Annotated in this window: 15 protein-coding genes; 9 read left to right on the forward strand and 6 right to left on the reverse strand. The window is 48.0% G+C overall.

Translation table 11 applies throughout. The features are described 5' to 3' along the window. The first annotated feature begins 321 nt into the window (after nucleotides 1-321). The 4 genes from BZG81_RS11615 to BZG81_RS11630 all read left to right on the forward strand — a co-directional run bounded on the left by BZG81_RS11615 (nucleotide 322) and on the right by BZG81_RS11630 (nucleotide 6,876). A complete protein-coding gene (locus tag BZG81_RS11615; RefSeq protein WP_077460967.1) occupies nucleotides 322-1,530 on the forward strand; it encodes a ParA family protein in 1,209 nt (402 codons plus the stop codon). A 9-nt stretch (nucleotides 1,531-1,539) separates the two neighbouring features. Continuing rightward, nucleotides 1,540-2,511 carry a ParB/RepB/Spo0J family partition protein gene (locus BZG81_RS11620; RefSeq protein ID WP_077460820.1) on the forward strand — a complete coding sequence of 324 codons (972 nt, stop codon included), beginning with the start codon at nucleotides 1,540-1,542 and terminating at the stop codon, nucleotides 2,509-2,511. 102 nt (nucleotides 2,512-2,613) lie between these two features. After that, nucleotides 2,614-4,653 (forward strand): GNAT family N-acetyltransferase, encoded by a 2,040-nt coding sequence (locus BZG81_RS11625; protein WP_077677450.1) that lies wholly within the window; start codon nucleotides 2,614-2,616, stop codon nucleotides 4,651-4,653. A gap of 558 nt (nucleotides 4,654-5,211) precedes the next feature. Continuing rightward, entirely contained in the window at nucleotides 5,212-6,876 is a 1,665-nt protein-coding gene (locus BZG81_RS11630; protein WP_077460818.1) for a DUF342 domain-containing protein, read from the forward strand. A gap of 131 nt (nucleotides 6,877-7,007) precedes the next feature. Here the strand turns inward: BZG81_RS11630 and BZG81_RS11635 are convergent, their stop codons facing one another. Both BZG81_RS11635 and BZG81_RS11640 read right to left on the reverse strand, forming a co-directional pair. Then, complete coding sequence (locus BZG81_RS11635; protein WP_077677451.1) at nucleotides 7,008-8,939, reverse strand: bifunctional diguanylate cyclase/phosphodiesterase; 1,932 nt, start codon at nucleotides 8,937-8,939, stop codon at nucleotides 7,008-7,010. 6 nt (nucleotides 8,940-8,945) lie between these two features. Beyond that, nucleotides 8,946-9,611 (reverse strand): transglutaminase-like cysteine peptidase, encoded by a 666-nt coding sequence (locus BZG81_RS11640; RefSeq protein ID WP_077677452.1) that lies wholly within the window; start codon nucleotides 9,609-9,611, stop codon nucleotides 8,946-8,948. Nucleotides 9,612-9,999: 388 nt separating this feature from the next. Here BZG81_RS11640 and pdxH point away from each other — a divergent pair, with 388 nt between their 5' ends. Beyond that, the gene (pdxH, locus tag BZG81_RS11645; protein WP_021024053.1) at nucleotides 10,000-10,638 is read left to right on the forward strand and encodes a pyridoxamine 5'-phosphate oxidase; all 639 of its coding nucleotides are present in this window, start codon (nucleotides 10,000-10,002) and stop codon (nucleotides 10,636-10,638) included. 59 nt (nucleotides 10,639-10,697) lie between these two features. Here pdxH and BZG81_RS11650 read toward each other — a convergent pair whose 3' ends face one another. From BZG81_RS11650 to BZG81_RS11660, 3 genes are all read right to left on the reverse strand, one after another. Then, a complete protein-coding gene (locus tag BZG81_RS11650; protein WP_077460814.1) occupies nucleotides 10,698-11,414 on the reverse strand; it encodes a helix-turn-helix transcriptional regulator in 717 nt (238 codons plus the stop codon). Between the two features lie 498 nt (nucleotides 11,415-11,912). Beyond that, nucleotides 11,913-13,766: an SUMF1/EgtB/PvdO family nonheme iron enzyme gene (locus BZG81_RS11655; protein WP_077677453.1), complete on the reverse strand. Its 1,854-nt coding sequence runs from the start codon at nucleotides 13,764-13,766 to the stop codon at nucleotides 11,913-11,915. A gap of 164 nt (nucleotides 13,767-13,930) precedes the next feature. Further along, nucleotides 13,931-14,116, reverse strand: a complete 186-nt coding sequence (locus tag BZG81_RS11660) for a hypothetical protein (RefSeq protein WP_077669804.1) — start codon at nucleotides 14,114-14,116, stop codon at nucleotides 13,931-13,933. 323 nt (nucleotides 14,117-14,439) lie between these two features. On the opposite strand from BZG81_RS11660, the gene BZG81_RS11665 reads away from it, so the two are divergent. From BZG81_RS11665 to putP, 4 genes are all read left to right on the forward strand, one after another. Next, complete coding sequence (locus BZG81_RS11665) at nucleotides 14,440-15,213, forward strand: AraC family transcriptional regulator (RefSeq protein WP_077677454.1); 774 nt, start codon at nucleotides 14,440-14,442, stop codon at nucleotides 15,211-15,213. A gap of 241 nt (nucleotides 15,214-15,454) precedes the next feature. Further along, nucleotides 15,455-18,577: a bifunctional proline dehydrogenase/L-glutamate gamma-semialdehyde dehydrogenase PutA gene (gene putA / locus BZG81_RS11670; RefSeq protein WP_077677455.1), complete on the forward strand. Its 3,123-nt coding sequence runs from the start codon at nucleotides 15,455-15,457 to the stop codon at nucleotides 18,575-18,577. A gap of 22 nt (nucleotides 18,578-18,599) precedes the next feature. Further along, a complete protein-coding gene (locus BZG81_RS11675) occupies nucleotides 18,600-19,310 on the forward strand; it encodes an aldehyde dehydrogenase family protein (protein WP_077660574.1) in 711 nt (236 codons plus the stop codon). 47 nt (nucleotides 19,311-19,357) lie between these two features. After that, nucleotides 19,358-20,854 (forward strand): sodium/proline symporter PutP, encoded by a 1,497-nt coding sequence (gene putP / locus BZG81_RS11680; RefSeq protein WP_077669801.1) that lies wholly within the window; start codon nucleotides 19,358-19,360, stop codon nucleotides 20,852-20,854. An 84-nt stretch (nucleotides 20,855-20,938) separates the two neighbouring features. Here putP and BZG81_RS11685 read toward each other — a convergent pair whose 3' ends face one another. Continuing rightward, on the reverse strand, nucleotides 20,939-23,890 hold the full coding sequence (locus BZG81_RS11685) for a ligand-binding sensor domain-containing protein (RefSeq protein WP_077677456.1): 2,952 nt from the start codon (nucleotides 23,888-23,890) through the stop codon (nucleotides 20,939-20,941). Between the last annotated feature and the right edge of the window lie 3 nt (nucleotides 23,891-23,893).

Genomic DNA, 23,893 nt, shown 5'->3' on the forward strand with positions numbered 1-23,893 from the left:
CTACTGATGATATCGATGAAAAATGGTCAGTTTAATGTTGAAATATCGACAACCGTAAATTAGCCAACCAAATACAAGCTTCCGTATTTATTCGCTATTTACATTGTAAATAAGTGACACTGTGACATTTTAAATCTTACTATGATTGGCTCTGATAATATTGGTTGAATTTGACATCAATGGTGATGATATTCAGCCCCACCCTATAATTACAATTGTGAGCAGGATCTGTATTTGATTGGCATTTGTTCACCTTTTTATTGTCTTGGATGGATTATGCTGTACAATCGACAATTATTTCTCGTGATGGCGAAAAAGAATATGGATAGGGAAAAGACGATTGAGAACCTCCGCAATATCGCGGCGCAGACAAAACAAGTGCAGTCTGATCGTGTGGAGATTGTCATGGAAGAGCGACACGATCAGCTCTTTCCGCCCATGTCGAAAGCGTTAATGGAAACACGTTCAGGGCTTACGCGGCGCAAGCTTGATGAAGCGATCTCTCGCATGGAGCAAGACGGGCATCAATTTACCAAAAATAATGCCAATCATTACTCCATTACCCTGGATGAAGCGCATCAAATTATGGACGCCGCGAATGTTCCGACGTTTCATGAACGTAAAGGCAAGACGCACAAACCTTGGGTTGTGAACATTCAAAACCAAAAAGGGGGCACCGGCAAGTCTATGAGTGCGGTGCACTTAGCGGCTTGTATGGCGCTGAATCTTGAGAAACGTTATCGCATTTGCTTGATTGACTTAGATCCGCAAGGCTCGCTGCGATTATTCCTTAACCCACAAATCAGTTTGACGGAACAAGAAGGGATTTATTCTGCCGTTGATGTGATGTTGGACAATACGCCCCAGGCTGCTGACAAAGATTTCATGATGCGTAATGTCTTGCTGCCGACACAATATCCTAATTTGAAAACCATGGCTGCCTTTCCTGAAGACGCCATGTTTAATGCGGAGGCATGGCAAGCGTTAGCAACCAGCCAGTCGCTGAATGTGGTGGAGTTATTGCAAGAGAAGGTGATTGATCCAATCAGTGATGAGTTCGACATCATTATGATTGATACGGGACCTCATATCGATCCACTGGTTTGGAATGCGATGTATGCGTCTAACTCTTTAGTGATCCCCTGCGCCGCGAAGCGACTGGATTGGGCATCGACGGTGAACTTTTTCCAACATCTTCCCCAAGTGTATGAGATGTTTCCGGAAGACTGGCACGGATTAGAATTTGTGCGTTTAATGCCAACCATGTTTGAAGATGATAATAAAAAACAGATTTCTGTCTTAACTGAAATGAATTATCTTTTAGGTGAGCAGGTCATGATGGCGACGATTCCTCGAAGTCGGGCTTTTGAGACCTGTGCCGATACGTATAGCACGGTATTTGATTTGACGTCACAAGATTTTGAGGGCGGTAAAAAAACGTTATCAACGGCGCAAGATGCGGTGCATCGAGTCGGACTCGAACTCGAACGTGTGCTGCATAGCTACTGGTCTCAGCTCAATCAGGAGTAAAAAAGAAAAATGGCAATTAAAACCTCTGATTTAAATGCGCGCTTGTTTGCAAAGGCGGATAAACGCCGAGCAACAACATCACAAGAAGCGCAGAGCGCGGCGAGCGAGAGAGCGGCAGTGATCGAGTTAGCTGTGGCGGGTGAGCGTACCGTCGAGTTTGAACTTGTTAAAGTCCCAGCGTTAACGATCCGAGATAAAACAACAGTATTTGATAAAAATGCGCGTGAGCAGTCGTTTCTTAACGAATTGGCATTATCAGATATTCTGACCACTTTAAAAGAGCACGGACAACAATACCCGGCTGTTGGGCGGTGGCTTGATGACGGTCGTATCGAGGTCCTCGATGGCAGCCGGCGCCGTATGTCTTGTATTATTGCAGAGCAGGACTTTCTGGTATACGTCGCAAAAGGGATCAGCACGCGTCATGCTAAGTTTTTGTCGGATGTCGCGAATGCGCACAAACCTTTATCCTTGTATGAACGCGGTAAAGAAATGCAAGCCATGTTAGACAGCGGTGACGTCAGTGATCAAAAGGCACTGGCGAGCGCATGTCAGTGTAGTGAAGCATTAGTCAGTGGTGCATTAAAGGCAGCTGCCCTGCCCTTGCCACTTTTGCAAGCTTACCCCAGTGTCTCTGAATTGGGGCGCCCGACTATCGTCAAACTCCACCGTTTGTATTTTAGCCTTGATAGCCAATCGCAAGCGCAGTTGGTGGCCATGCTAGGTGAGACACCATTATGGCAACAAGTTGATGCCCAAGGCGTGACACGCATTACGCGCGAAGTGACCCAGCGAATTGAGCAATATAAAGATGAGCTTGTGGCGCCGCAGCCGAGTGAAAAAGAACAAGCTCAAACCTTGTTAGAAGGACGCGCGTCTTATCGTCGTAAAGGCAATAATTTGAGTATCAATTTGAAAAAAGTGAGTGATCAAGATGCTGAGCAGATCTTGGCGCTGATAAAGGAACACTTTAACGGTTAACGCGTTCAAATCGAATAAAAAACGGCACGCCTTTGCGTGTCGTTTTTTTTTGCATGGTATCATCTTCTTTATCTGCTAAATCGACAAAACGGAACGCGTCCTATGGGGACATCAACGACCTCATCAACTCTGCAACAGTTTTTTGCAGATTTAATTCATTCCGCCACATTGCGTGCTCATCGACAATTGGTGTGTATCGATTATCCTCTCGATTTTATCGTGGCAGCCTTTGACGAGGCCGCTACCCCGCTGGTTATCGGTCATGCTGATGAAGGATTAAGTTGGCGTCAAGCGCGTCAAAAGCTGGGGCAAGAGTGCGGGCATATCGTGGTTGAGGTGGGCGCCGATTTTAATGCCGAAGCGTTTTGCGCTATTGCAGGCTGCTGTCGGGCGGGATCATTAATTCTTTTACGACTAGCGGCGCCAAAGGAGGCATTGCCGCCTTCTGTGCGACGTTTAGTCAAACAGCTAGAGCTTAATGAATCGGTCGCCTTCTTTCTACGTCATCAGGTGCGCAGGCCCGCGGAGGTGTTGCCTTTGCCTGGCCAACATGAGGTGAGACAAGAGAATGCGATTGAGGCGGTCAAGAAAGTGGCCACGGGTCACCGGCGTCGTCCCTTGTTGTTAACGGCCGATCGTGGTCGTGGAAAATCGGCAGCGTTGGGAATCGCAGTGGCACAGTTAGTCATGAACAAACCACGAAAAATTTTGGTCAGTGCACCGACGCCCGCGCATGCCGCAACCTTGTTTAGTCATATTAAGTCAAGTTTGGGTATAGAGACCCAAGGTCAGGTAATTGACTATCAAGGCAGCGATATCCGCTATATTGCCCCCGATACCTTGTTACAAGAAACGCCGTTGGCGGACCTTCTTTTGATTGATGAAGCGGCGGCAATCCCATTGCCGATGTTGAGCCAATGCTTACATCAATATAGTCGCGTGGCCATTGCAACCACAGAGCATGGTTATGAAGGAACCGGACGTGCTTTTACGATAAGGCTGAAACAATTACTGGATGCAGAGCAACCACAATGGCGACCATTGAGATTAACTGCGCCAATGCGATGGGCGGATAACGATCCGGTTGAACGTGTGCTAAATGCATTATTCTTGCTCGATGTCGATCCGCCTGAGTTACTGATCAGTGATGACCAAAGCCAACCCGTTAAGTTGGATAATATCGTTGTTCAGCGTTTATCTCCCGCACAGCTATTGAGTGATGAAGCCTTACTGCGTTCATTATTTGCTTTGTTGCTGGCTGCGCATTATCAAACGTCGCCGAATGATTTAGCACGGTTACTTGATGACGATTCAATCATTGTTTGGGTGGGAAGCGTCGCGGGCGAGTTGGTCTCTGCGTGTGTGATCAATGAGGAATGCCGTCTTAGTGCCGACTTGAGCCGGGCGGTAGTTGCGGGGCAACGTCGCCTTAAAGGCCATCTTCTCAGCCAGTCGCTCGCTGCCCATCTCGGCGATCCAGCGATTTTGCACCAGAGCCTTTGGCGAGTTGAACGAATCGCGGTAGCCGAATCTTACCGATATCAAGGGTTAGGTCAGCAGCTTATTACTGCTGTGGCTCAGGAGGCAAGCAAGCTTGAGATGTCGTGTCTCGGGGTGAGTTTTGGTGCGACGGCTCGTCTTAGTCGATTCTGGTTGAAGCAGGGGTTTGAACCAATAAAACTTGGCTTGAAGCGCGATCAAGCCAGTGGTTGTTATTCTTTACAAATGGTAAAGCCAATCAAACGGCTAGCGTGGTTGCAAGACGGTGTCGCCTTGTTTCGTCATAGCTTACCAATCCAATGGATGACAACTCATCAGGCCATGGAGGTTGATATTGTTGGCGCTATGATGTGCTTCTTATCTGATAAGCCACTGGCAGGCTGTATAGACCAACAGATTAAAGGATTTATTGCCGGGGGCGTTGGCGTTGATGCGTCATTGGCAAGCCTACAAATGTGGTTACGTCAGCACGTTAAAGCCTTACCTTCGCATCCAGACGATAATGCGCTCTATGTATTGATCAGTCGGATTATTCTTGGCCATTCGTGGTCTACGGTATGTGCGCGGTACGGACTGACGGGTAAAAAACAAGCTGAAGCGATGATCCGTGACTATGTTATGCGCCATGACGTCAGTGAGTGAGTCAGGCCGTTTTGATAGAGCTATTGGTTCAATTTACAGTGTAAAGATAAGGAAGCGCCAAACGTATCAATTTACACTGTAAATTCACATAAGGCTGTTAATAGAAACATACCTGTTAATGCCAACATAGCTTTCACTACAAATACCACGCTCCACGTAAATACCACACTCCATGTAAATACCACGCTCCATGTAAATGCAGTGCTCCATGTAAATGCCGCGCTAAATGCAAACATAGCCGCCAATGAAACGAGGCTCGGATGAGATTTACAGTGTAAATCGTCCATCATAGAAACTGAGAAACTTACTAAGTAGTGATCAAATAAATCCTATCGTGCTCACGTTTTTACTAGAGATCCTGCTCCCAAAATGACTAAACCTGTATAATTTATTACAAATGAGACATTTGCCCTCAGCGATCTACGACGTAGGCTAACCTAATCGTTGTTAAGGTTGTGGTGAGGCGTGGCGTTTCGTTTTATGACGAGACGAAAACAATGTCATACGGTTGGATCATCATATCGATAAAGCCGTAAGGCGTTTTTGGCAGGGAGCGACATGCTAGACGATATCCTCCGAGTTTCTCAGGATGGGCAACGTGTGTATTTATCGGCCGGTAATACTCAGCACACGAGTGATCAACCGATAGAGAAAAAACAAATTAAGGATTGGTTGGTGCATCACCAGGCCGACGCCTTCTTTTGTTTCGACGATACGATAGAGTCGGCTTTAACCAAGCTGAATACGTCCAACGATGATAGCGAGTCAGAAGACTTTATTATCGCCGAGCGACGCGATGCCACAATAGAAGCCCGTATCGCAGATGATAAGATGACGGCCTATCTTATCGTTAATGGGGCGTGTGGTGGGCGAGGTCTTAAAGGTGATGATATTCTGTCGACACTGCGTGAAGCAAATATTGTTCGTGGTATCAAAAAACCAACCTTACAAAAACTGTTGTCTGCTTCTGGACGATTAAAACCCGGTGAATATCTGGATGTGCCCGTAGCCTTTGGTCGACAGCCAGTGGCAGGAGAAGATGCGCACATTGTCTACTTAATAGAAGACCCCGCCGATCGCGTTCGTCGTCCAAGAGAGCGAGAAGATGGGACGGTAGACATGCGCGACCTCGGTGAAATGGTCATGGTGAAGCAAGGTCAACCTCTCGCAAAACTCGTGCCCGAAACGGCAGGCTATGAAGGCTTTACCGTAACCGGTTCAGTGCTCTCAACGTCATCAGGTAAACCGATGACATTAGCGGCCCACGAGGGCAGCGCATTCAGTAATAAAGATCCTAATATTCTTATTGCGACCATGGCAGGTATCCCGCGTTTGCAAAATGACGGCGTTGCAGTTGATGATGCGCTGAGTTTAGATGTTGTCGATGTAGGCACCGGTCATGTCAATTTTGAAGGCAGCGTCGTCATTAAAGGCGATGTTGAAGTCGGCATGAAAGTGACAGCGTCGGGGACGGTGACGGTCGGCGGTGTGGTTGAGTCTGCCACGATTACCGCGGGGGCTGATATTATTGTTCAGAACGGTATTATTGGTCGACAAGTTGCTGCGGACTCAGACATCAACTGCATCTTAGTGGCTGATGGCAACATAGTGGCGAAATTTGCTCAATACGCGACCTTGTGCGCAAACAAAAACGTCGAGCTGACCTTGCATGCGATGCATTGTAATACGCAAGTGGGGCAGTCGCTTACGATAAGTGACACCACTAAGCGTAAAGGTACACTTGCAGGTGGGAAACATGAAGTCGGTGAAAAGCTTCAGGCGGTCATTGTGGGGGCCAGTGCGGGGGCACATACCTATATCCATTGTTTTCCGAGGTTACCTCTTCTCAAGCGGCAAATGGTTGAACTGAATAAAGATTGGGAAGACAAAACGGCGCAACTCGATAAAGTAAAAGCGGCGGAAGCGAAGCTAGAAGCGTTACCACCCGCCAAACGTGATGCGGCGATGGTCGAGCGCATTACCTCAACAAGAGATAACTTATTTGAAGCGCTTGATGAAATTGAGAAGGCGATAGAGGAAACAGATACCACGATAGAAGCGTCCTATCGTGCAGCCAGTATCACCGCCACTAAATCACTGCTAAATCGTGTACACTGCACCATTGGAGAAGAAAAACACAGTATAAACTCTGAGCATGGCCCTTCGGTTTTGTTTTATGATAATGCAGCGATAGAGCTGAAACCCTACCAGCAAAATAGCTAGCGTTGATTTACAGTGTAAACGCAATTTACAGTGTAAATGTTTTATCTTCGGCGACGTATCGTTGCACAAAAAAATCGCGTTACTAAGGTAACGCGATTTTTGATTTGAACGCTTCGCAAGCGTCTAACCCTTTAGTTCTCTTTGTCCGTATTACTGAAGATATACCCTTGGAAGCCATTAACGAACAGTTCAGAAAGATGAGCGAGCTGCGCTTCTGTCTCAACCCGTGTGGCAATGGTCGTGATATTTAGATTGTGCGCTGTACGACAAATGGAGGCCAGGACATTGTCTTGCGCATCGTCCTCAATATGGCTTGTATACGCGAAATCAATTTTAACGTAATCGGGCTTAAAGCGTTGCAGATAATCAAGCGATTGAAAATTACGGCCGTAATTATCGACCCCGAATTGGAAGCCGGCTTGGCGAATTTGATCCGTGAGCAGACCCGTATGATCGGCATAGCGAACAAATGCCCCCTCTGGAATTTCAAAAAGTAGTTGGCCGGCAAGTCTACGGTGTTGACTCAAGATTGTCCCCAACCAGCGAATAAAGGATGCGTTGGTTATACTACTCAAGGTCAAGTTCACGGCGAGAGGGCCAACACTTGGATCTTGGTCTAGTGTTTTAAGCACATGTGAAACGACGTGTTTATCTAGAATCTCGCCCATTTGAAGTTGTTCTACCGCCCCTAAGAAATGACCGGCGCCATAATAGTTGCCATCTTTTTCAATTGCTGAGAACACTTCCTGATGGAGGCGGTTGGACTGACTGTCAGTGGCTGACTGATATTTGAACACAAAGAGTTCTTTCGCGACGGCCTCATGAAGCAGTGCTTTCCATTGCTGTTTGCCCATCGCCGCATCACCAATAGAATGGTCGATTAAGGTCAAAGGGTGCTCAGGCGTATTTCGTGCCTGTGAGAGTGCGTTGTCAGCTTGTGACAGCAATACACTGGCCTTTTGGTTGCCGCCGCCATTGACCGCTAACCCGACAGCAACCTTGGGTTGTATCAGCTCTGATGGATCCGCTTGCATGTCGACGACTATGGCAATGACGCGTTCGCCTAATACAAGCAAATCCTCAGAATCGGTGTTGGGTGCCAATACGACAAACTCGTCTTTGCTCAACCTTGCCGCTGTCATGTTATCGTCGCTGATAATGGTGGTTGTTAAGTGGTTGGCGAACTGCTCTACGACAAGATCGCCGGCTTCAAACCCCTGGTTTTCATATGCGTCGCTGATAAGGTCTACTTTGATGAGCGCCATTCCACCAATGCCAGACTCTGTTAACCAAGAATTAAGTTGAGCGACATAAAAGCTACGGTTTCCAAGGCCTGATACTGGGTCACGATAAGCGGCTTTTCGCAGGCGGTCTGCCTCTTTTGCTTGTTGTTCAAAATAACGCTTAAGTTGGTCTGTCATGACATTGATCGCATTAACGACCGTTTTGAGATCGGTCGTTGGTGGCAGAGGAATGGGATCGCCAAATTTGTTTTTCGCAATCTCGCCTGCTTTTGCGGTAATACGAGCAAGAGGTCTTAGGGAACGTTGCAGTTGCCAGCCGATTATTAATGAAGCAATAACAAAGATGATTGCCATGATTGTGCCGAGTTGAACAAAGGACTTCCATAGTTGTTTGTAGGCGTAGCCAGGATGGGCAACGACTTCTACTTCAGCAAGTTGCATCCAGCCGCTGGTGATGGTTTGCTTTTCAGTGATGACGGGGAAAATATCTAGATTGATAAACCACTGCGGCACACCTTGGATTTGGACAGAATATTCTCGCGTAATCTCACTGTTATCAGACAACAAGGTAAGATTAACTTCACGATAGAATCCTCCATCAAAAAAAGCGTTTATCACTGATTCGGCTGCCACCTTATCATCCGATTCAAGGTAGGGTGCGAGCGCTAGCCCCATTGAGTTCACGGTATTGTTGACATCAGAGGTTTGTTGACTGAGTAAAAAATTCCGCGTGGTGTTGAGTTCTATACCGAAGACGCCCAGCACTATGCAGAAGAAAATCACCAGCATCCACGTAAATATTTGATTGAATAACGTCATCGGTGTTTACCTATCGTATTGTCTAATCGGTTTTTGCATTTCTAGCGACTCGACACGAGTGCGCAAATCATTCCAAAGGCCAAGCCTTGAGGCGTTGCCCGCTAGTTCACCTTGTCCACGCTCTTTCATTAACCATAATCGGCTACCATTAAAACTATAGATAGGTAACAGATCGCGGCGTAATGACGCGCGTTTAATCTCTGGGTCTAAGTTGTCTAATAGCACCGGCTCGGAAGAAGGGGTTGGGTAATAAGCGACGACCATATGGAATTGGTCAAGGCGGATGGCTTTGACGTAAACAAGCCGCAACTTTTTATCATCGATTCCTAATTCTCGTAGCGAAAAATACTTAGCGATACTAAAATCTTCACAATCGCCAGCAGCAGCACCAAGAAATTCAAGCGGCGTTGCCCAGTAGTCTTTTTGGCCCCACAAGTCGATATCATCAACAAAATACAGTTGGTTGAAAAAATCATTGACGCGGTCGAGCTTATCGAGCTCTGATACATCTTGACTATTTTCGACCATATTCCGCCATGCGGTAACGCGTTTACCTGCACGATCACCGTAAAAGTTAGCGACTTTATCGACCCAGTGTGCTTCCTTTGTCGTCAGTCCAACCGTCCCAAATGAGATAAACAGGATCAGGACAATGATGTGCCATCGCTTCATTACTGATTGTCTCTCTCTTCTAAGGACTTAGTGACATCGCTTGATGCGTCGTTATGTCCAAACATAGTTTAATTTGACCAAGGTCTACTCAGTTTGCCATACCTTAAACATGAGTCATAGCAGTGCAAGATGGCTTTCTAAAAACGCAACTTACTGATATCAAAATAATGTCGAAAATACTGCGCCTCGATGGCCTTTTCCTCGTATCAGTGTGGGTACCTTCAAGTTTAGATGAGCGAGTCACTTTTCACCGTATTGCTAGGAACAGGGTGACTTTGGTTAAACCATAAAAAGTCGCCTGGTAGGCACCATGTATAGATGAAAATCAACTTGTTAATCAGCGTTTTCCTGCGCAAAATAGTGGAAAGTAAATGAATGGGAGAGAGCAATGGATTTGTCCGATATTCGACGAGAATATACAAAAGGGGGATTGCGTCGCGACGATTTGCCGAGTACGCCAATGGATCTGTTTGAGCACTGGCTGCAGCAAGCGATTGATACTCAGGTGCCCGATCCGACCGCGATGACGATTGCGACTGTTGATGAGCATGGGCAGCCTTTTCAACGCATCGTGTTATTGAAAGATTTTAACCAAGATGGCTTTGTATTTTATACCAATCTAGGCAGTCGCAAAGCGCTACACCTCAAGGAAAATAGCCAAATTAGTTTGCATTTTCCCTGGCACTTTATCGAGCGGCAAGTCCACATTATGGGTGAAGCCGTGCCTTTGAGTAAAAAAGACGTTTTTAAATATTTTACGTCTCGTCCAAAGGAGAGCCAAATTGCGGCGTGGGCGAGTAAGCAGAGTGAACGATTGTCTGCGCGATCGGCGCTAGAGGGAAAATTTTTAGAGCTGAAAAAGCAGTTTGAGAAAGGTGAAGTGCCGGTCCCCACTTTTTGGGGCGGTTATCGTGTGATACCTAAGAGCATTGAGTTTTGGCAAGGCGGTGCGCATCGTTTGCATGATCGATTCTTGTATCAACGGCAAAAAGATGAAAGCTGGGACATTGAGCGCTTAGCACCGTAAACCTGCGGAAGAGGCCAATATAGCGATATATTGGCCTCTTTGTTTGTCGTTTTGTGTCATTAATCTCGAAGCACGATAGAGAGCTGTTGGGTTAACAGGCTTTCTGGTATTGCAGAACCAAACCCTTGTGCGAGTGCGCGTTCAAGTAGCGCCGCTTTGGAGTCAGCCTCGAACTTCTCGCGTAAGTGCGCAAAGTGGTTTTCGATGGTTTTGACGGAAACGGATAAGGTGTTTGCAATGCTCTGCGGCTTTTTGCCGTGTAAATGAAGGAATAGAACTTCCTGCTCACGCGCAGTGAGATGGATATGTGATTGGTGGTGGTGATGATCCGTTTGCGCTTCTTCCGGATGTGTCACCGCATGACATATCCAGTGACCCACTTCTAAAATAGCGGTATCACTCAGCTCTTGGCCACAAAACATCACACCGCACACTTCACCCTTGTCATTATACCAAGGCGTTTTTGTAAATAAGTGCGCGTACCAGCGGCCGTTCGCGTAAGGATGAATGTCGAGTACACGAAGACGCTTACCCGTTTCCATCACGTAATGATCCTGTGCCTGAAATTGACGCGCAAACCGTGTGGTAGGGCTAGGCATATCGTAGTCAGTTTTACCGATACAGTCTTGTGGCTGTTCGAGGCCGATGAGCCGGCAATATTCAGTGTTGGCATAAACAAACACTGAATGCGTGTCTTTACAGCCCCAACAACCGGGGAGCTGCTCAAGCATAGACAAAGCTGGAGGCACAGGGGAGGGAGAGAGCGGGTGATTCATATAGCTTACCGACGCGTTATTATTGTTTTGAGAGTAACGATTCTGGGTCGATAGTGAAAAGTCGACAAGCTATTGGAGCATAAAAAAAAGCCGGCATAAAGCCGGCAAAGACAAGATTTCCCCGAAGGGAGTTATCCTGTACGACGTGTAGAAGAGGTTGTCTAGATAATTCACTCATACCATGAGGGTAGTTGATATAAGCTCCTTATCTGACTGCACCTAACAGTGTTAGGAACTGCAAACGCGTCTATCGGGACAAATTGCGTTTACAGACTTTACTATATCTAGAAGATTAGACGTTGGGTAGGGGGGCTTTGACCTATTGACACAGGATAAAGCAACTTAATATCAAGATTGTTATGCTGCAAGATGGCAGAGCCGGTAATAGGCGAGTTAACTTTGGGTGGGTAAACGTAGTAAGCGTAAGTAAGAAACGTCCGATATAAAAAACGCCGCTTTTTTAGCGGCGTTTGTTTTATATGTGGGTGAATGCTTAATTTAGCGAGTTTTAATGTGTCTGATAACTCGAAAACCAAGGTAATTAGCACTGGTGTTCTCACCCAACTCTAGACGCTCAGAGGCACGTGAACGCTGAGGAGAGAAGTTCCAAGCGCCACCACGTGCAAGTGGCGTGTCACTGCCAACCCACTCCCAGACGTTACCCGCGGTGTCATAAACACCGAATGGATTAGGCGGAAAGCTTTTCACGGGGGAGGTACGATCGTTAGACCAGACTGTGCCGCTCCAACCGGTATTCGCATTTCCCACGCCAATGTCATTGCCCCACCAATAGTCACTTTCTGTGCCGCCGCGTGCCGCGACTTCCCATTCAACGTCGTTAGGAAGTGCATAATGTTGCCCAGTTTGCTGGCTGAGCCAATCAATATAGGCGTTGGCGTCGTCTTGGTTAACACACACAACGGGCGAATCAGCCGCTTGATCAAAGCCTGGCTGACGCCAATCTGATTCTAAACTTTGACTGATTTCACCGTTTACCAGCGTATTACAGCCATTGCCTTGTTCCGCGGCAGTGACATACCCAGACGCAGTGACAAAGGCATCAAACTGCTCGACGGTGACAGGTGTGGCGCCTATCGCGAATGATTGCTGAATTGCCACGTTTTCGCGCGCATCAGGGCCCACTTTGTACTCACCGGCGCCAATGACCACCATTTGCGGTGCTTCCAGATTTTTTGCAACGGGATCAGTAAACTTTTTGCCTGGACTGGGCGGCTGGTTTGGCTGCTCTCTAAGCTTGGCCCATACCACTTGATCTTTACCTAGATAAATTTCTCGATCATAGGGAATAAAGCCGGGTTTGGTCACCGTCAGATCGTGATTACCAACCGGTAACATCAGCTCGACTGGTGTACTGCCATAAGTCACATCGTTGATGGTTACGTTGTCATCATAACGGTTAGAGCGGACAGTCACGTTTACCCAACGTTTTGCCTGCTGCTTACGCTGTGCTTGTTTCTGTGCTTGTGTCGTCTCAACACAGTATCTGTCTTCCAAATCAAGCAAACGGCATGAGGCTGTCTTATCCGGACGGCTCACCAGCTCTGCTTTTATCCGAGTAGTGTAATCCGTGCCACCGGTAAAGCCCGCGTCCATGATCTCGCTGTTGGTCACGTGAATATTGAACGCCACGTTATCAATATTTTGTTTCACAGCGTCTGATTCGGTAACAAAGTTGGTTACCTGACCACGGAACTCTCGAATGGCTTTCTGCATGGTCAAGGTCTTGCCTTGATTTGCACAGGAAGACAATGTCATGTTTGGCGAACAAGTCAGGCTATGGACAACCTCAATGGTGTCTTTCTGCGTTAGCTCTTTGCGCAGACGCTCTGCACGGGCTTCGCGCATCGCTTCATGCAAGTTTTCTAACGTCGTTGCCAGCAATGCTTGCTCACGCTCGAGTTGTGCCAGATGTTTTTTCTGCTCAATAATCGCGGTTTCGTTGGCAGCCTGTTCGCGCTGCTGATCATTCACCTTCTGCCATGTTTGTTGGTAGGCCTGCTGATACGGGCTAATATCTGTGCTCGGATCGGCAATTAAATCCTGAAATTTTGCATCGAGCTCTGCTTTTGCATTGCTGCGTTTGCGCTTCAGGTTGCTCAGCTCATCTTCTAACGTCGCGCGCTTAACCAGAAGGTCATCCAACTTCGCCTGCTGCAGAGCCAGTTCATCGTTTCGAGACTCCAGTGAATCTTCTTTATCACGGAGTTTCTCTACCAACTCACTGACCGGATCGAGATTATCAGCGGAAGACGCGTTTTCAGCGAACGCCAACTCGGTTAGCAGTAGGGGAGGGAGCGCTAAGCATAACGCTTTTAAATATTTCGTTGTCATAGTTCCCTTGCTTACGCATGTCGCAATAATAATACCTATGTCCAAAAAGTAGACTATCACGGAAACCCGTGTTGCCACGCAAACCGTGTTAATTATTTGACGGCAGTCAGCATTCTGCGACGTGATCGGTGCAACTGTGCTCATGGTTTTAGGTTTATGGAAGATTACCTTAAGCGGTCCCATGCTTCAAATAAGATTGCATGATGACGGATTAAATCGGAAGAATGATCAAGGGGTTGATCGCCCGCGATCGCACCGAAACGATGATCAAGAGAGGCTTGTCCCCATCGAACCTTGACTAACGCCTTGATATTAAATTGTTTAGTTAGATTTATATCGTCTTTTTTCATCTTGTTAGTCTTGCCTTTTCGATGATCAATCGTAAAAACATGAGGGATCCTTCGCATTTTCAAGGTCAAAATGACATTCGCCGTAAAAAATGCGGTACTTGATCATAGTTCCGAAAAATTGCCATGATGGAAACCACATCCTGTGTGATTGGTCGTTTTAGCTATTAGTTATCCGAGAACAATAGTTAGCTGAGAACAATAGTTAGCTGAGAACAATGGTTAGCTGAGAACAGAGAAGCATTCGCGAATGGGAAGAAAGCGTGCCAGAATAAAGAAGGGTTAACAGACGATGAGCCAAAGATCGTGAATAAGGGAGGAGCATAATGGCTGCATCACCGAAGGTTTCAGAAGTCATTGCCTTACCCAGACAGCCACGGCACCACAGTCATGACTACAAACAAGTGGTCATTGGGCTGCAGGGGCAAACGGAGTTTGATGTTGGTGGACGAGGAAGTCTTATTGGTCCAGGACAGGGCTGTTTAGTCGCGGAATCTCAAGAACATGCTTTTACTGGCGTGGGACGAAACGAAATTTTAGTGATTAACCTTCCTTCGCAAGAATGGTCAGAGCAAGCGTTAATGCATGAAAATATTGCGCGCTTATTTGCTCGTGAGCCGTATTTTCAATTAGATACTCACGCACAAATACTGATCAAAGCATTATCGGCAGAGATGATTGCCAATCCCTCCGATCCTTTGCTCAGTCGTGCCTGTGCCGATACGTTAATGTGTGTGTTGCACCGTCACTTCCGGGATCATGTCTCTCCTCGTCGCGATGGCCATCGATTAAATATGGATATTATCGATCGCTATATTCATCAGCATATCAGCCGTAAGATCACAGTTGCGCAATTAGCGGGCAGTGTTTTCTTGGCAGAAAGCCAGTTTCATCAATTATTTAAACAACAAGTCGGGACCACTCCGCATCAATATGTACTGGATAAACGCTTTGCATTGGCAAAGCAGCTTATCAAAGACAGTGATCTGACCATGGCTCAAATTGCAGACAGTTGTGGTTTTTCTAGTCAAAGTGGATTTACTAATGCGTTTTCACGCTATTTTGGTCTGTCGCCCGCCAGGTTTAAATGCACACCTTAAGCCAAAGATTATCGCAATTTACTCAGCATTACGTTGCACCACATCGACTCAGCTGCCGATCATTTGTTACGCCTCTATAGCGATCGGCGGCTTTATTTGTTAATCATCGGAGGATTTTGCAATAATGCCGGTGTTTTTTGTAAGACCTTACTGATAGACCACGCATAGAATCGATCGCAGAGTAACAATGACGTAACATTTTCCTGCCCGAGTTTGGGAGGACGTGAGTGAGGATACCGCTATGTTTAAAGCCATCGATGCTATGCAGCCCTCGTTTATCGAGCGCCCATTAGCGAAGATTTGGTCTGAAATCTCTCCGCTTTATTGTGTTGACGAAAGTGAGTGGCTGAAAGAACTCATTCCGCTTGCGCAAGCTTCAGAAAATGAGCGAGAGCAAACACGTCGTCAAGCGACTCAGTTAATTGAGCGGGTACGTGCTGATAAAAAAGCCGTACAAATGATTGATGCGCTGTTGTTGGAATACAGTTTAGACACACGGGAAGGCATTCTGTTGATGTGTCTTGCCGAAGCTCTGATGCGGGTCCCCGACGCGCATACTGCTGATGCGCTTATTCGTGACAAACTCAGTGTTGCTGACTGGAAAGCACATTTGCGCCACTCTGATTCCTTGTTTGTCAACGCTTCCACCTGGGGGTTAATGCTAACAGGTAAAGTGGTGACCTTAGATGAGAGCACCGAAGGCAAACCGGCGTCAGTGATCAATCGCCTTGTGAATAAAATGTCAGAGCCTGTGATTCGCCAAGCGATGCATCAAGCGATGAAAATCATGGGTCATCAGTTTGTGCTTGGGCGTGACATTGATGAGGCGCAGAAAAACGGCGAAGGCCCGCGCACGAATGGCTTTACGTACTCGTTCGACATGCTCGGTGAAGCGGCATTAACTCAAGATGATGCCAAAGCCTATCTCAACGATTACTTACAGGCGATTGAGTCCGTCGGCGAGGCGAAAGCCAGTTATCAAGGACCGTCACCATCCGTCTCAATCAAGTTGTCTGCCTTGCATCCACGTTATGAAGCGGCGAATCAAGATCGCATGATGACAGAGATGTTTGAGACGGTTCTGGTTTTGCTGAAACGTGCGCGTGAAAAAGATGTTGCGATCACCATTGATGCAGAAGAAGCGGATAGATTGGAGCTTTCGCTTGCGCTGTTTGAAAAGCTATATCGCGACCCTGTGGTGAAAGGTTGGGGTAAGTTTGGTTTAGTGGTGCAAGCCTACTCTAAACGCGCGCTACCTGTGATCACTTGGTTAGCGGCTTTAGCAAAAGAACAAGGTGATGTGATCCCAATGCGGTTAGTAAAAGGCGCTTATTGGGACAGTGAAATTAAACTGTGTCAGCAAACTGGGCATCACGGTTATCCGGTATTTACCCGCAAAGAAGGGACAGACGTTTCTTACCTAGCCTGTGCACGCTTCCTACTTAGCGAGCATATACGCGGTCTGATTTATCCGCAATTTGCCAGCCATAATGCCCACACGATTGCGGCGATTGCGTCTATGGCGACACATAATGACTTTGAGTTCCAGCGCCTACATGGCATGGGCGATGCGCTTTACAATCACGCCAAAGCCTTGTTCAACACCGAAGTGCGTATTTATGCGCCAGTCGGCAGCCATAAAGATTTGTTGCCTTATCTGGTTCGCCGTTTGTTAGAGAACGGTGCCAATAGTTCGTTTGTACATCGTTTGGTTGATGCACGTTGCCCGATTGACGATTTGATTGCCGATCCGGTTGATACTTTGTGTGCTAATCACACCTTGCACAACGATCGCATTCCTATGCCGCAAGATATTTTTGGGCCCGCCCGTAAAAACTCGCAAGGTGTCGCGACGGATATCGAATCAGAATGGCAACCCTTCCAGGACAGTGTTGTTCCCTTCATGGGCGAGTACCAATGGCAGGCTGGCCCCATTGTTAACGGTCAGCGTCTGAAAGGCGATACGCATGAGATAACCGCGCCCTATGATCGTAATGAGTCCGTAGGTCACGTTGATTGGGCAACGGCTGAACAGGTGAATAACGCCCTCGATATTGCGGCACAGGCTTATCCGACATGGCGAGATACCGAGGTTAGCCAGCGTGGTAAGTACTTACTTGACCTTGCTGATAAACTAGAAGCAAATCTGGGTGAGCTGGTGGCGATCTGTCATCGTGAGGCGGGTAAAACTATCCACGATAGCATTGATGAAGTCCGAGAGGCCGTCGATTTTTTACGTTATTACCCCGAGCAGGCTAAAGCGTTGCAAACGGAGCCACTGGCCTATCAAGGCTTCGATGGACAAGCACAATCGGTGACCTATCAAGGACGCGGTGTCTTTACATGTATCAGCCCTTGGAACTTCCCATTAGCGATTTTCCTCGGCCAAGTTGGCGCGGCGCTTGTGGCCGGTAATACTGTCGTGGCCAAGCCGGCCGAACAGACATCTATTATTGCTTATCGCGCGATTGAGTTGCTGTTAGACACTGGGATCCCTGCTGGGGTGATTCAGCTATTACCTGGCAGTGGCCCTGTGGTGGGAGCGCCTCTAACCGAGGATACGCGTATTGCAGGGGTCGCATTTACCGGATCCACACCAACAGCACAGCGTATTACCCGCACCTTGGCAGAGCGCGATGCCGATCCTGTGCCAGTTATCGCGGAAACCGGGGGGCAGAATGCAATGCTGGTGGACAGTACGGCATTGCCCGAGCAGGTGGTGCGCGATGTATTGCGTTCTGCTTTCGCCTCTGCGGGTCAGCGCTGTTCAGCGTTGCGTGTGCTTTATATTCAAGAAGACATTGCTGACCGCGTGATTGGCTTAATAAAAGGGGCGATGGCGGAGCTGTCTGTGGGACGCCCTGAGCGGCTATCAACCGATGTGGGGCCGGTGATTGATCAAACGGCGAAAGACAAGCTTCTTGCTCACATAGAACAGATGAAGCGCAGCGGTAAGTTGGTCACGCAGGTGCCACTCTCTGCAGATTGTGATAAAGGAACGTTTGTGCCACCAACGGCGTTTGAAATCCGCAGTATTGATCAACTGAGTGAGGAGCATTTTGGTCCCATTCTACATATTGTTCGCTATCGCGCGGATGCGCTCGATAAGGTGATTGATGATATCAACCAAACAGGTTTTGGCTTAACCATGGGGGTGCATAGCCGCAATGAAACGACCTGCGCCCATATTGAGCATCGTGCTCGAGTAGGTAACTGTTATGTCAACCGTGATCAGGTCGGCGCTGTCGTTGGCGTTCAACCCTTTGGCGGTCGCGGCTTATCGGGAACTGGGCCTAAAGCGGGTGGACCACACTATCTGTATCGCTTTACGCAAGCATCAGTAAACGTGCAACAAGTCGGTTGATATCAGGATCAGGAGAAGCGTCATGCATCAATTAAATAGCGTTTTAGAGCAGTGTGAAGCGGTTTGGGAAGACTGGAATGATCAAACTGTCGCCGGTCGCATTGCGTTATTGCAACGGTGGTCTGACACGGTCGCCGCTCGCGGCGATGACTTTGCCCACGCAGCGAAGATGATTCGTTTTCAGTGTGAGAACGCTCAGCGCTTGCTCGATAAGGTTCACGAATTGCCTGGCCCGACAGGTGAAACGAACGAGCTGTATACGGCAGGAAGAGGGACTATCGCCATGACAGGTGATGCGTCGCTGACGTCTATTGCTTTGTGTGGTCAGTTAGCGGCTGCGTTGGTGGCGGGTAACTGTGTCGTCGTGAGCGTGGAAGGTTCGCATGCGGACAATGCCGACGCGGTCATGGCGGATCTTGTTAAAGCTGGATGTCCAGATAGAGTTGCTGTACGTGTCGATCTTGAGGTGTGCAGTGATCTATTCAAGCATCCGCAGGTCGTTGGCGTAGCGACGACTGGAACCAAAGAACATGTGCGAGACGTCAATCGTCAGCTCGCACAACGACAGGGTGTGATTGCGACACTGGTTGCGGAAACCGACACTGAGCAGTATTCAGTGATTGGTAGCCCTGACTATGTGTTGCGTTTCGTGACCGAATGCACCCGAACCATAAATATCACTGCTGTAGGTGGTAATGCCACGCTTCTGGAACTCGGTAGTGGTGAACATTAACTTTCCAGAAATGGCCCCAATTGGGGCCATGCAATTGAGGGACACATATGATAGACAATAGCTATGCCATCAGTGCAACCTTTCTGGCATATCTCATCATGATGCTTGCCATTGGTGTGTATGCCTACAAACGGACTTCTAACTCCGAAGATTATTTCCTCGGTGGCCGGTCGTTAGGCCCATGGCCCGCTGCGTTGTCAGCAGGGGCATCAGACATGAGTGGGTGGTTGCTGCTTGGGCTTCCTGGCTATGCCTACGCTGCGGGAATGGAATCACTTTGGCTTGCGGGCGGTTTGTTGTTGGGCACTTATCTTAACTGGTTAATTTGTGCCAAACGCCTGCGGACTTACAGTATTGAAGCAGATAACGCGCTGACGTTACCGGAATTTTTTGCTCGCCGTTTTGAGGATAAATCAAAATTGCTGCAAACCATCTCTGCTTTCTTCATTTTGCTTTTCTTCCTTTTCTACACCAGCTCAGGCTTGGTTGCAGGGGGTAAACTGTTCACCACGGTATTTGGGTTTGATTACACAACCGCGGTGGTGATTGGCACGATTTGTGTTGTGTCATACACCTTGTTTGGTGGCTTCTTGGCGGTATCTTGGACTGACTTGGTGCAAGGACTGTTGATGGCCGCGGCCTTGTTGATCGTGCCATTTGTTATTATGGACGGCAGCATTTTCAAATTGGGCCGTGATGTTGCCGCAATCAATCCTGAGCTGATGACGTTATGGCGTGATGTAGATGGTGAGCCACTCACTTGGATCAGTATCGTCTCTTTGGCGGCCTGGGGCTTAGGTTACTTTGGCCAGCCACATATCTTGGCGCGTTTCCAAGCGACTCGCTCCAATAAAGACATTACCACGGCGCGTCGTATCGCAGTGGGTTGGTCTGCATTATCCATGGTCGGTGCGGTCTTGATCGGTTTAGTGGGTATTTTGTACGTGCAGAATGATATGTCAGGCACCCTGGCTGACGGTGAAAAAATCTTCATGTTGTTGGTCAATGCGGCATTCCATCCAGTAATTGCAGGTATCCTGTTGGCGGCAATTTTAGCGGCGATTATGAGTACAGCAGATTCTCAACTATTGGTATCGTCGTCTGCGCTCGCGGAAGATTTTTACAAGCAAGTTTTCCGTCCGGACGCATCGACCCAAGAAGTGGTCATGGTCGGTCGTGGTGCGGTTATCTTGCTGTCTGCGATTGCGCTTGGCTTAGCCATGGACCCTGATAGCTCTGTTCTGGGTCTGGTGTCTTATGCTTGGGCTGGCTTTGGTGCCGCATTTGGTCCTGCCTTGTTGCTCAGCCTGTTCTGGCGTGAAATGAACCGCAATGGTGCGCTGGCTGCGATTCTTGTGGGCGGGATTACCGTGGTGGTTTGGAAACAAATACCTGGCGGTATCTTCGATTTGTATGAAATCGTCCCTGGCTTCTTGTTTGCGGGCTTGAGTGCCATTATCGTAAGTAAGTTGACGGGCGGGCCAACTGATTCTGTTACTAAACAATATGAATCATATGAAAAGAGCTTAAAGACTATGCCTTAAACGCAATGAGCGTATAAGCCCATTGGTTTATCCTGCATGTGAAACTTATCAGGGAGCGTTTAACGCTCCCTTTTTACATCATCATCACGCAGTATCATTGCTTTGGCGAACACAGTTACGTCCATCGCGTTTGGCCCGGTATAAGGCTTGATCGGCTTTCTTTAACCCATCGACATAGTCTGATGCCTGGTGGTTACTTGCCACGCCAATACTGACGGTAATACTAAGCGAGGGAGCAATATCGTTTAGATCTAACGCCGCAATTCGGCGTCTTAAGCCGTCAAAATAGCGATAACCGTCTGCAGGCGTTCCCGCTAATAAAAGCGTAAATTCTTCACCGCCCCAACGAGCGATATGACGCAAATGTGTCTGCTCGCGAAGAAGTAAGCTACCGACTCGCTGAATAATTTGATCCCCCACCAGGTGAGAATAGTGATCATTAATGCGTTTAAAATGATCAATGTCTAAGATCGCGACTTGCAAATCTGTCCCGGATTGGCGCGATTCTTCGAATACCTGATGCCAATATTCATCAAAGGCTCGTCGATTGGCCAGTCCAGTGAGGGCGTCTTCTTTAGACATTCGTTCGAAGTCATCGGCTTGGGCTTGTAAGGCCTGGGTTTTCTCTTCGACTAACGCTTCGAGTTGGATAGCTTTTTTCTTCATGTGTCGAATACGCCACATAAACGCGGCGTAGGCCGCAAGCACAGTCAGCAAAAAGCCTAGCGCTCGCACATCAGCGCGTTGCCACAGTGATGGCATAACGCTGAAGTGATAACTGAGCACATCATCACTCCAGTCGCTATAAGGATAGCGAGCACTTACTTTAAAGGTGTAATCACCTGGTGGTAGGTTCGTATATTCGGCAATATGGTTTTCATGGCGGTATGCCCAATCAGATTCGAACCCTTCTAACTGCGTTCGATATTGGATTTGCTCCGGCATGGTATACCCGAGGGCGGCATAGGAAAACAAGATACGGTTGGTCCTCGCTGGTACCTTTCCCGTCGTTTCAGGGTTAATCTCTTTGCTATCGAACCGCACGCTTTGCATGACAATGGGTAAAGGGTGACTCAGTAGTTGGGATAACCGAGTCGGATTAACGCTAGTAACGCCTTTGGCAGTGGCAAAAATAATGTCTCCACGTGATGTTTTGGTTGCCGCAGGGTTTGAGCCACCGTTAGCTTGGCTGTTCAGCATGCCGTCACTTTGATCGTAATGTTCAAAGTCGATACGCGAGCGTGTTTTATCTGCAACTTGATGGGCGTGATCATAATTGATACGCCAGATACCTCGGTTACTGGATAGCCAAAAGCTTTGATCATCACCTTTCACAATTTGAAAGAACTTATCAATTGGTAGGCCCTGCGGTCTGCCGACTAAAGCTTGGTGGCCGTCAGCTTGTCGATAGCGCACAATACCGCGATCGGTGGCCATCCAAACGTACCCCGGCTCGTGGAAAAAGCCAAAAACATATTGAGCCTGCTCTTGTGCAGAAAAATCGAGCGTAGTGATTGTCTTTTCTAACAGATAGCTGGCACCGCGTCCGGTGCCAATCCATAGCTTATCGGTGTCATCAAATGCCAGCGACATAATGTAGCTGCCAGGTAACGCACTGTTTTGGCTATGATAGAGAGCCTGTTTTTGATAAGGCACTGATGCTGCGGTTGGTGATTTGCTTTGGTGTTGATCAAACTCGACTAAGCCACGTGGTGTTCCCACCCATAAGACGCCATTACGTTCGACAACTGCTCGTATTTCGCTATCTGGCAATTGGTCATTGATGGTGTTGGCCGCCGTGAGTGAGCCTTGGTGCCAGTAGTAGAGCCCTTTTTGATAAGTCCCTACCCATAGTCCGCCTTGCTGTCGATGCGCAAGACTAAGGACTGAAATATTATCGGCGAGTACGCGTGCGTTGCCCGCTATCGTATTAATCTGACTCAATCCTTCGCTGGAACCCGCCCAAACAGTATCGCCGTCACCTCCCAGTACGGTGCGCACGTAGTTACCTGCGAGTCCATTGTCTTTGGTTAAGGTGACAAAAGGGGCGTAACGAAGCCGCATTGCTCCGCCGTTAGTGCCTATCCAGATACTGCCCTCATTATCCTCAAACCATGAAAGAATACGATTATTCGGGAGTCCTCGATGACCATCCAGGAAGTCGAGATGATTGTCACGCAGGTGTGCGATCCCACGGTTGAGTGTGCCAAACCAATAGGTCCCGCGGCTGTCTTGTTCGACCATGGTGATCGCTTGGTTGAGCAATGCGCTTGCCAGTGGCGTCCAACGTTCGTTTTTATAGCGCCATGCACCGCTTTCAGATCCCACTAACAATGCGCCATCTTGACTGCTGGAAACATAAAATGCTTTGGTAAAAAGGTTATGAAACGAAAGATGAGCGGCGCCGGCGTGTTTGGAAAGCTGGTAAACACCGTCCTCAGTGGCGGCATAAACATGGCCTTGATCGGTTTGTGCTAAGTGGTAACTACTGGTCGTCTTAATAAAATGCTGAGGGTCGGGGCTTGGCTGCCTCAGCTGTTTGGACGTGTAATAGAGCACGCCCATCCCCTCTATGGCAAGCCACAATCCTCCAGACTGGTCATGCAGCGCATCGTTAATTAAGCTTGGTGCCACCGGTAAGTTCTGCCAAGAAAAGCCGCTGCGCATCACTAGGCTGCCGCGAGCGCCCCCTGCGTATAATTGGTTATCAGGTCCAGTGGCGAGTGCACGGGTACCGGAGTCTTGCATGTGCGTGTTCGGGCCGCGATCAAACAGGACAAATTCGAGTCCGTTGTAGCGTGCGACGCCTTCCCACGTTGCAAACCACAAGTAGCCATCAGAGGTTTGCTCAATGGCATTGATGCTGTTATGCGGCAATCCGTTGGCCGTTGTCCATGTTTCAATAAAATAGTCAGAAAGCGGGTTATCATCCGCATAGCCTAACGGTGTAAAACCAAGCCAGTAAAAAAGTACAGTGCATACAAGACGTTGGGCTAGTCGTGTGGGGAAAAGTTTTTGTACGTTCCTTGGATGCATCTT

It is taken from the genome of Salinivibrio sp. MA607 (genome assembly GCF_001996245.1).
Lineage (GTDB): Bacteria > Pseudomonadota > Gammaproteobacteria > Enterobacterales > Vibrionaceae > Salinivibrio > Salinivibrio costicola.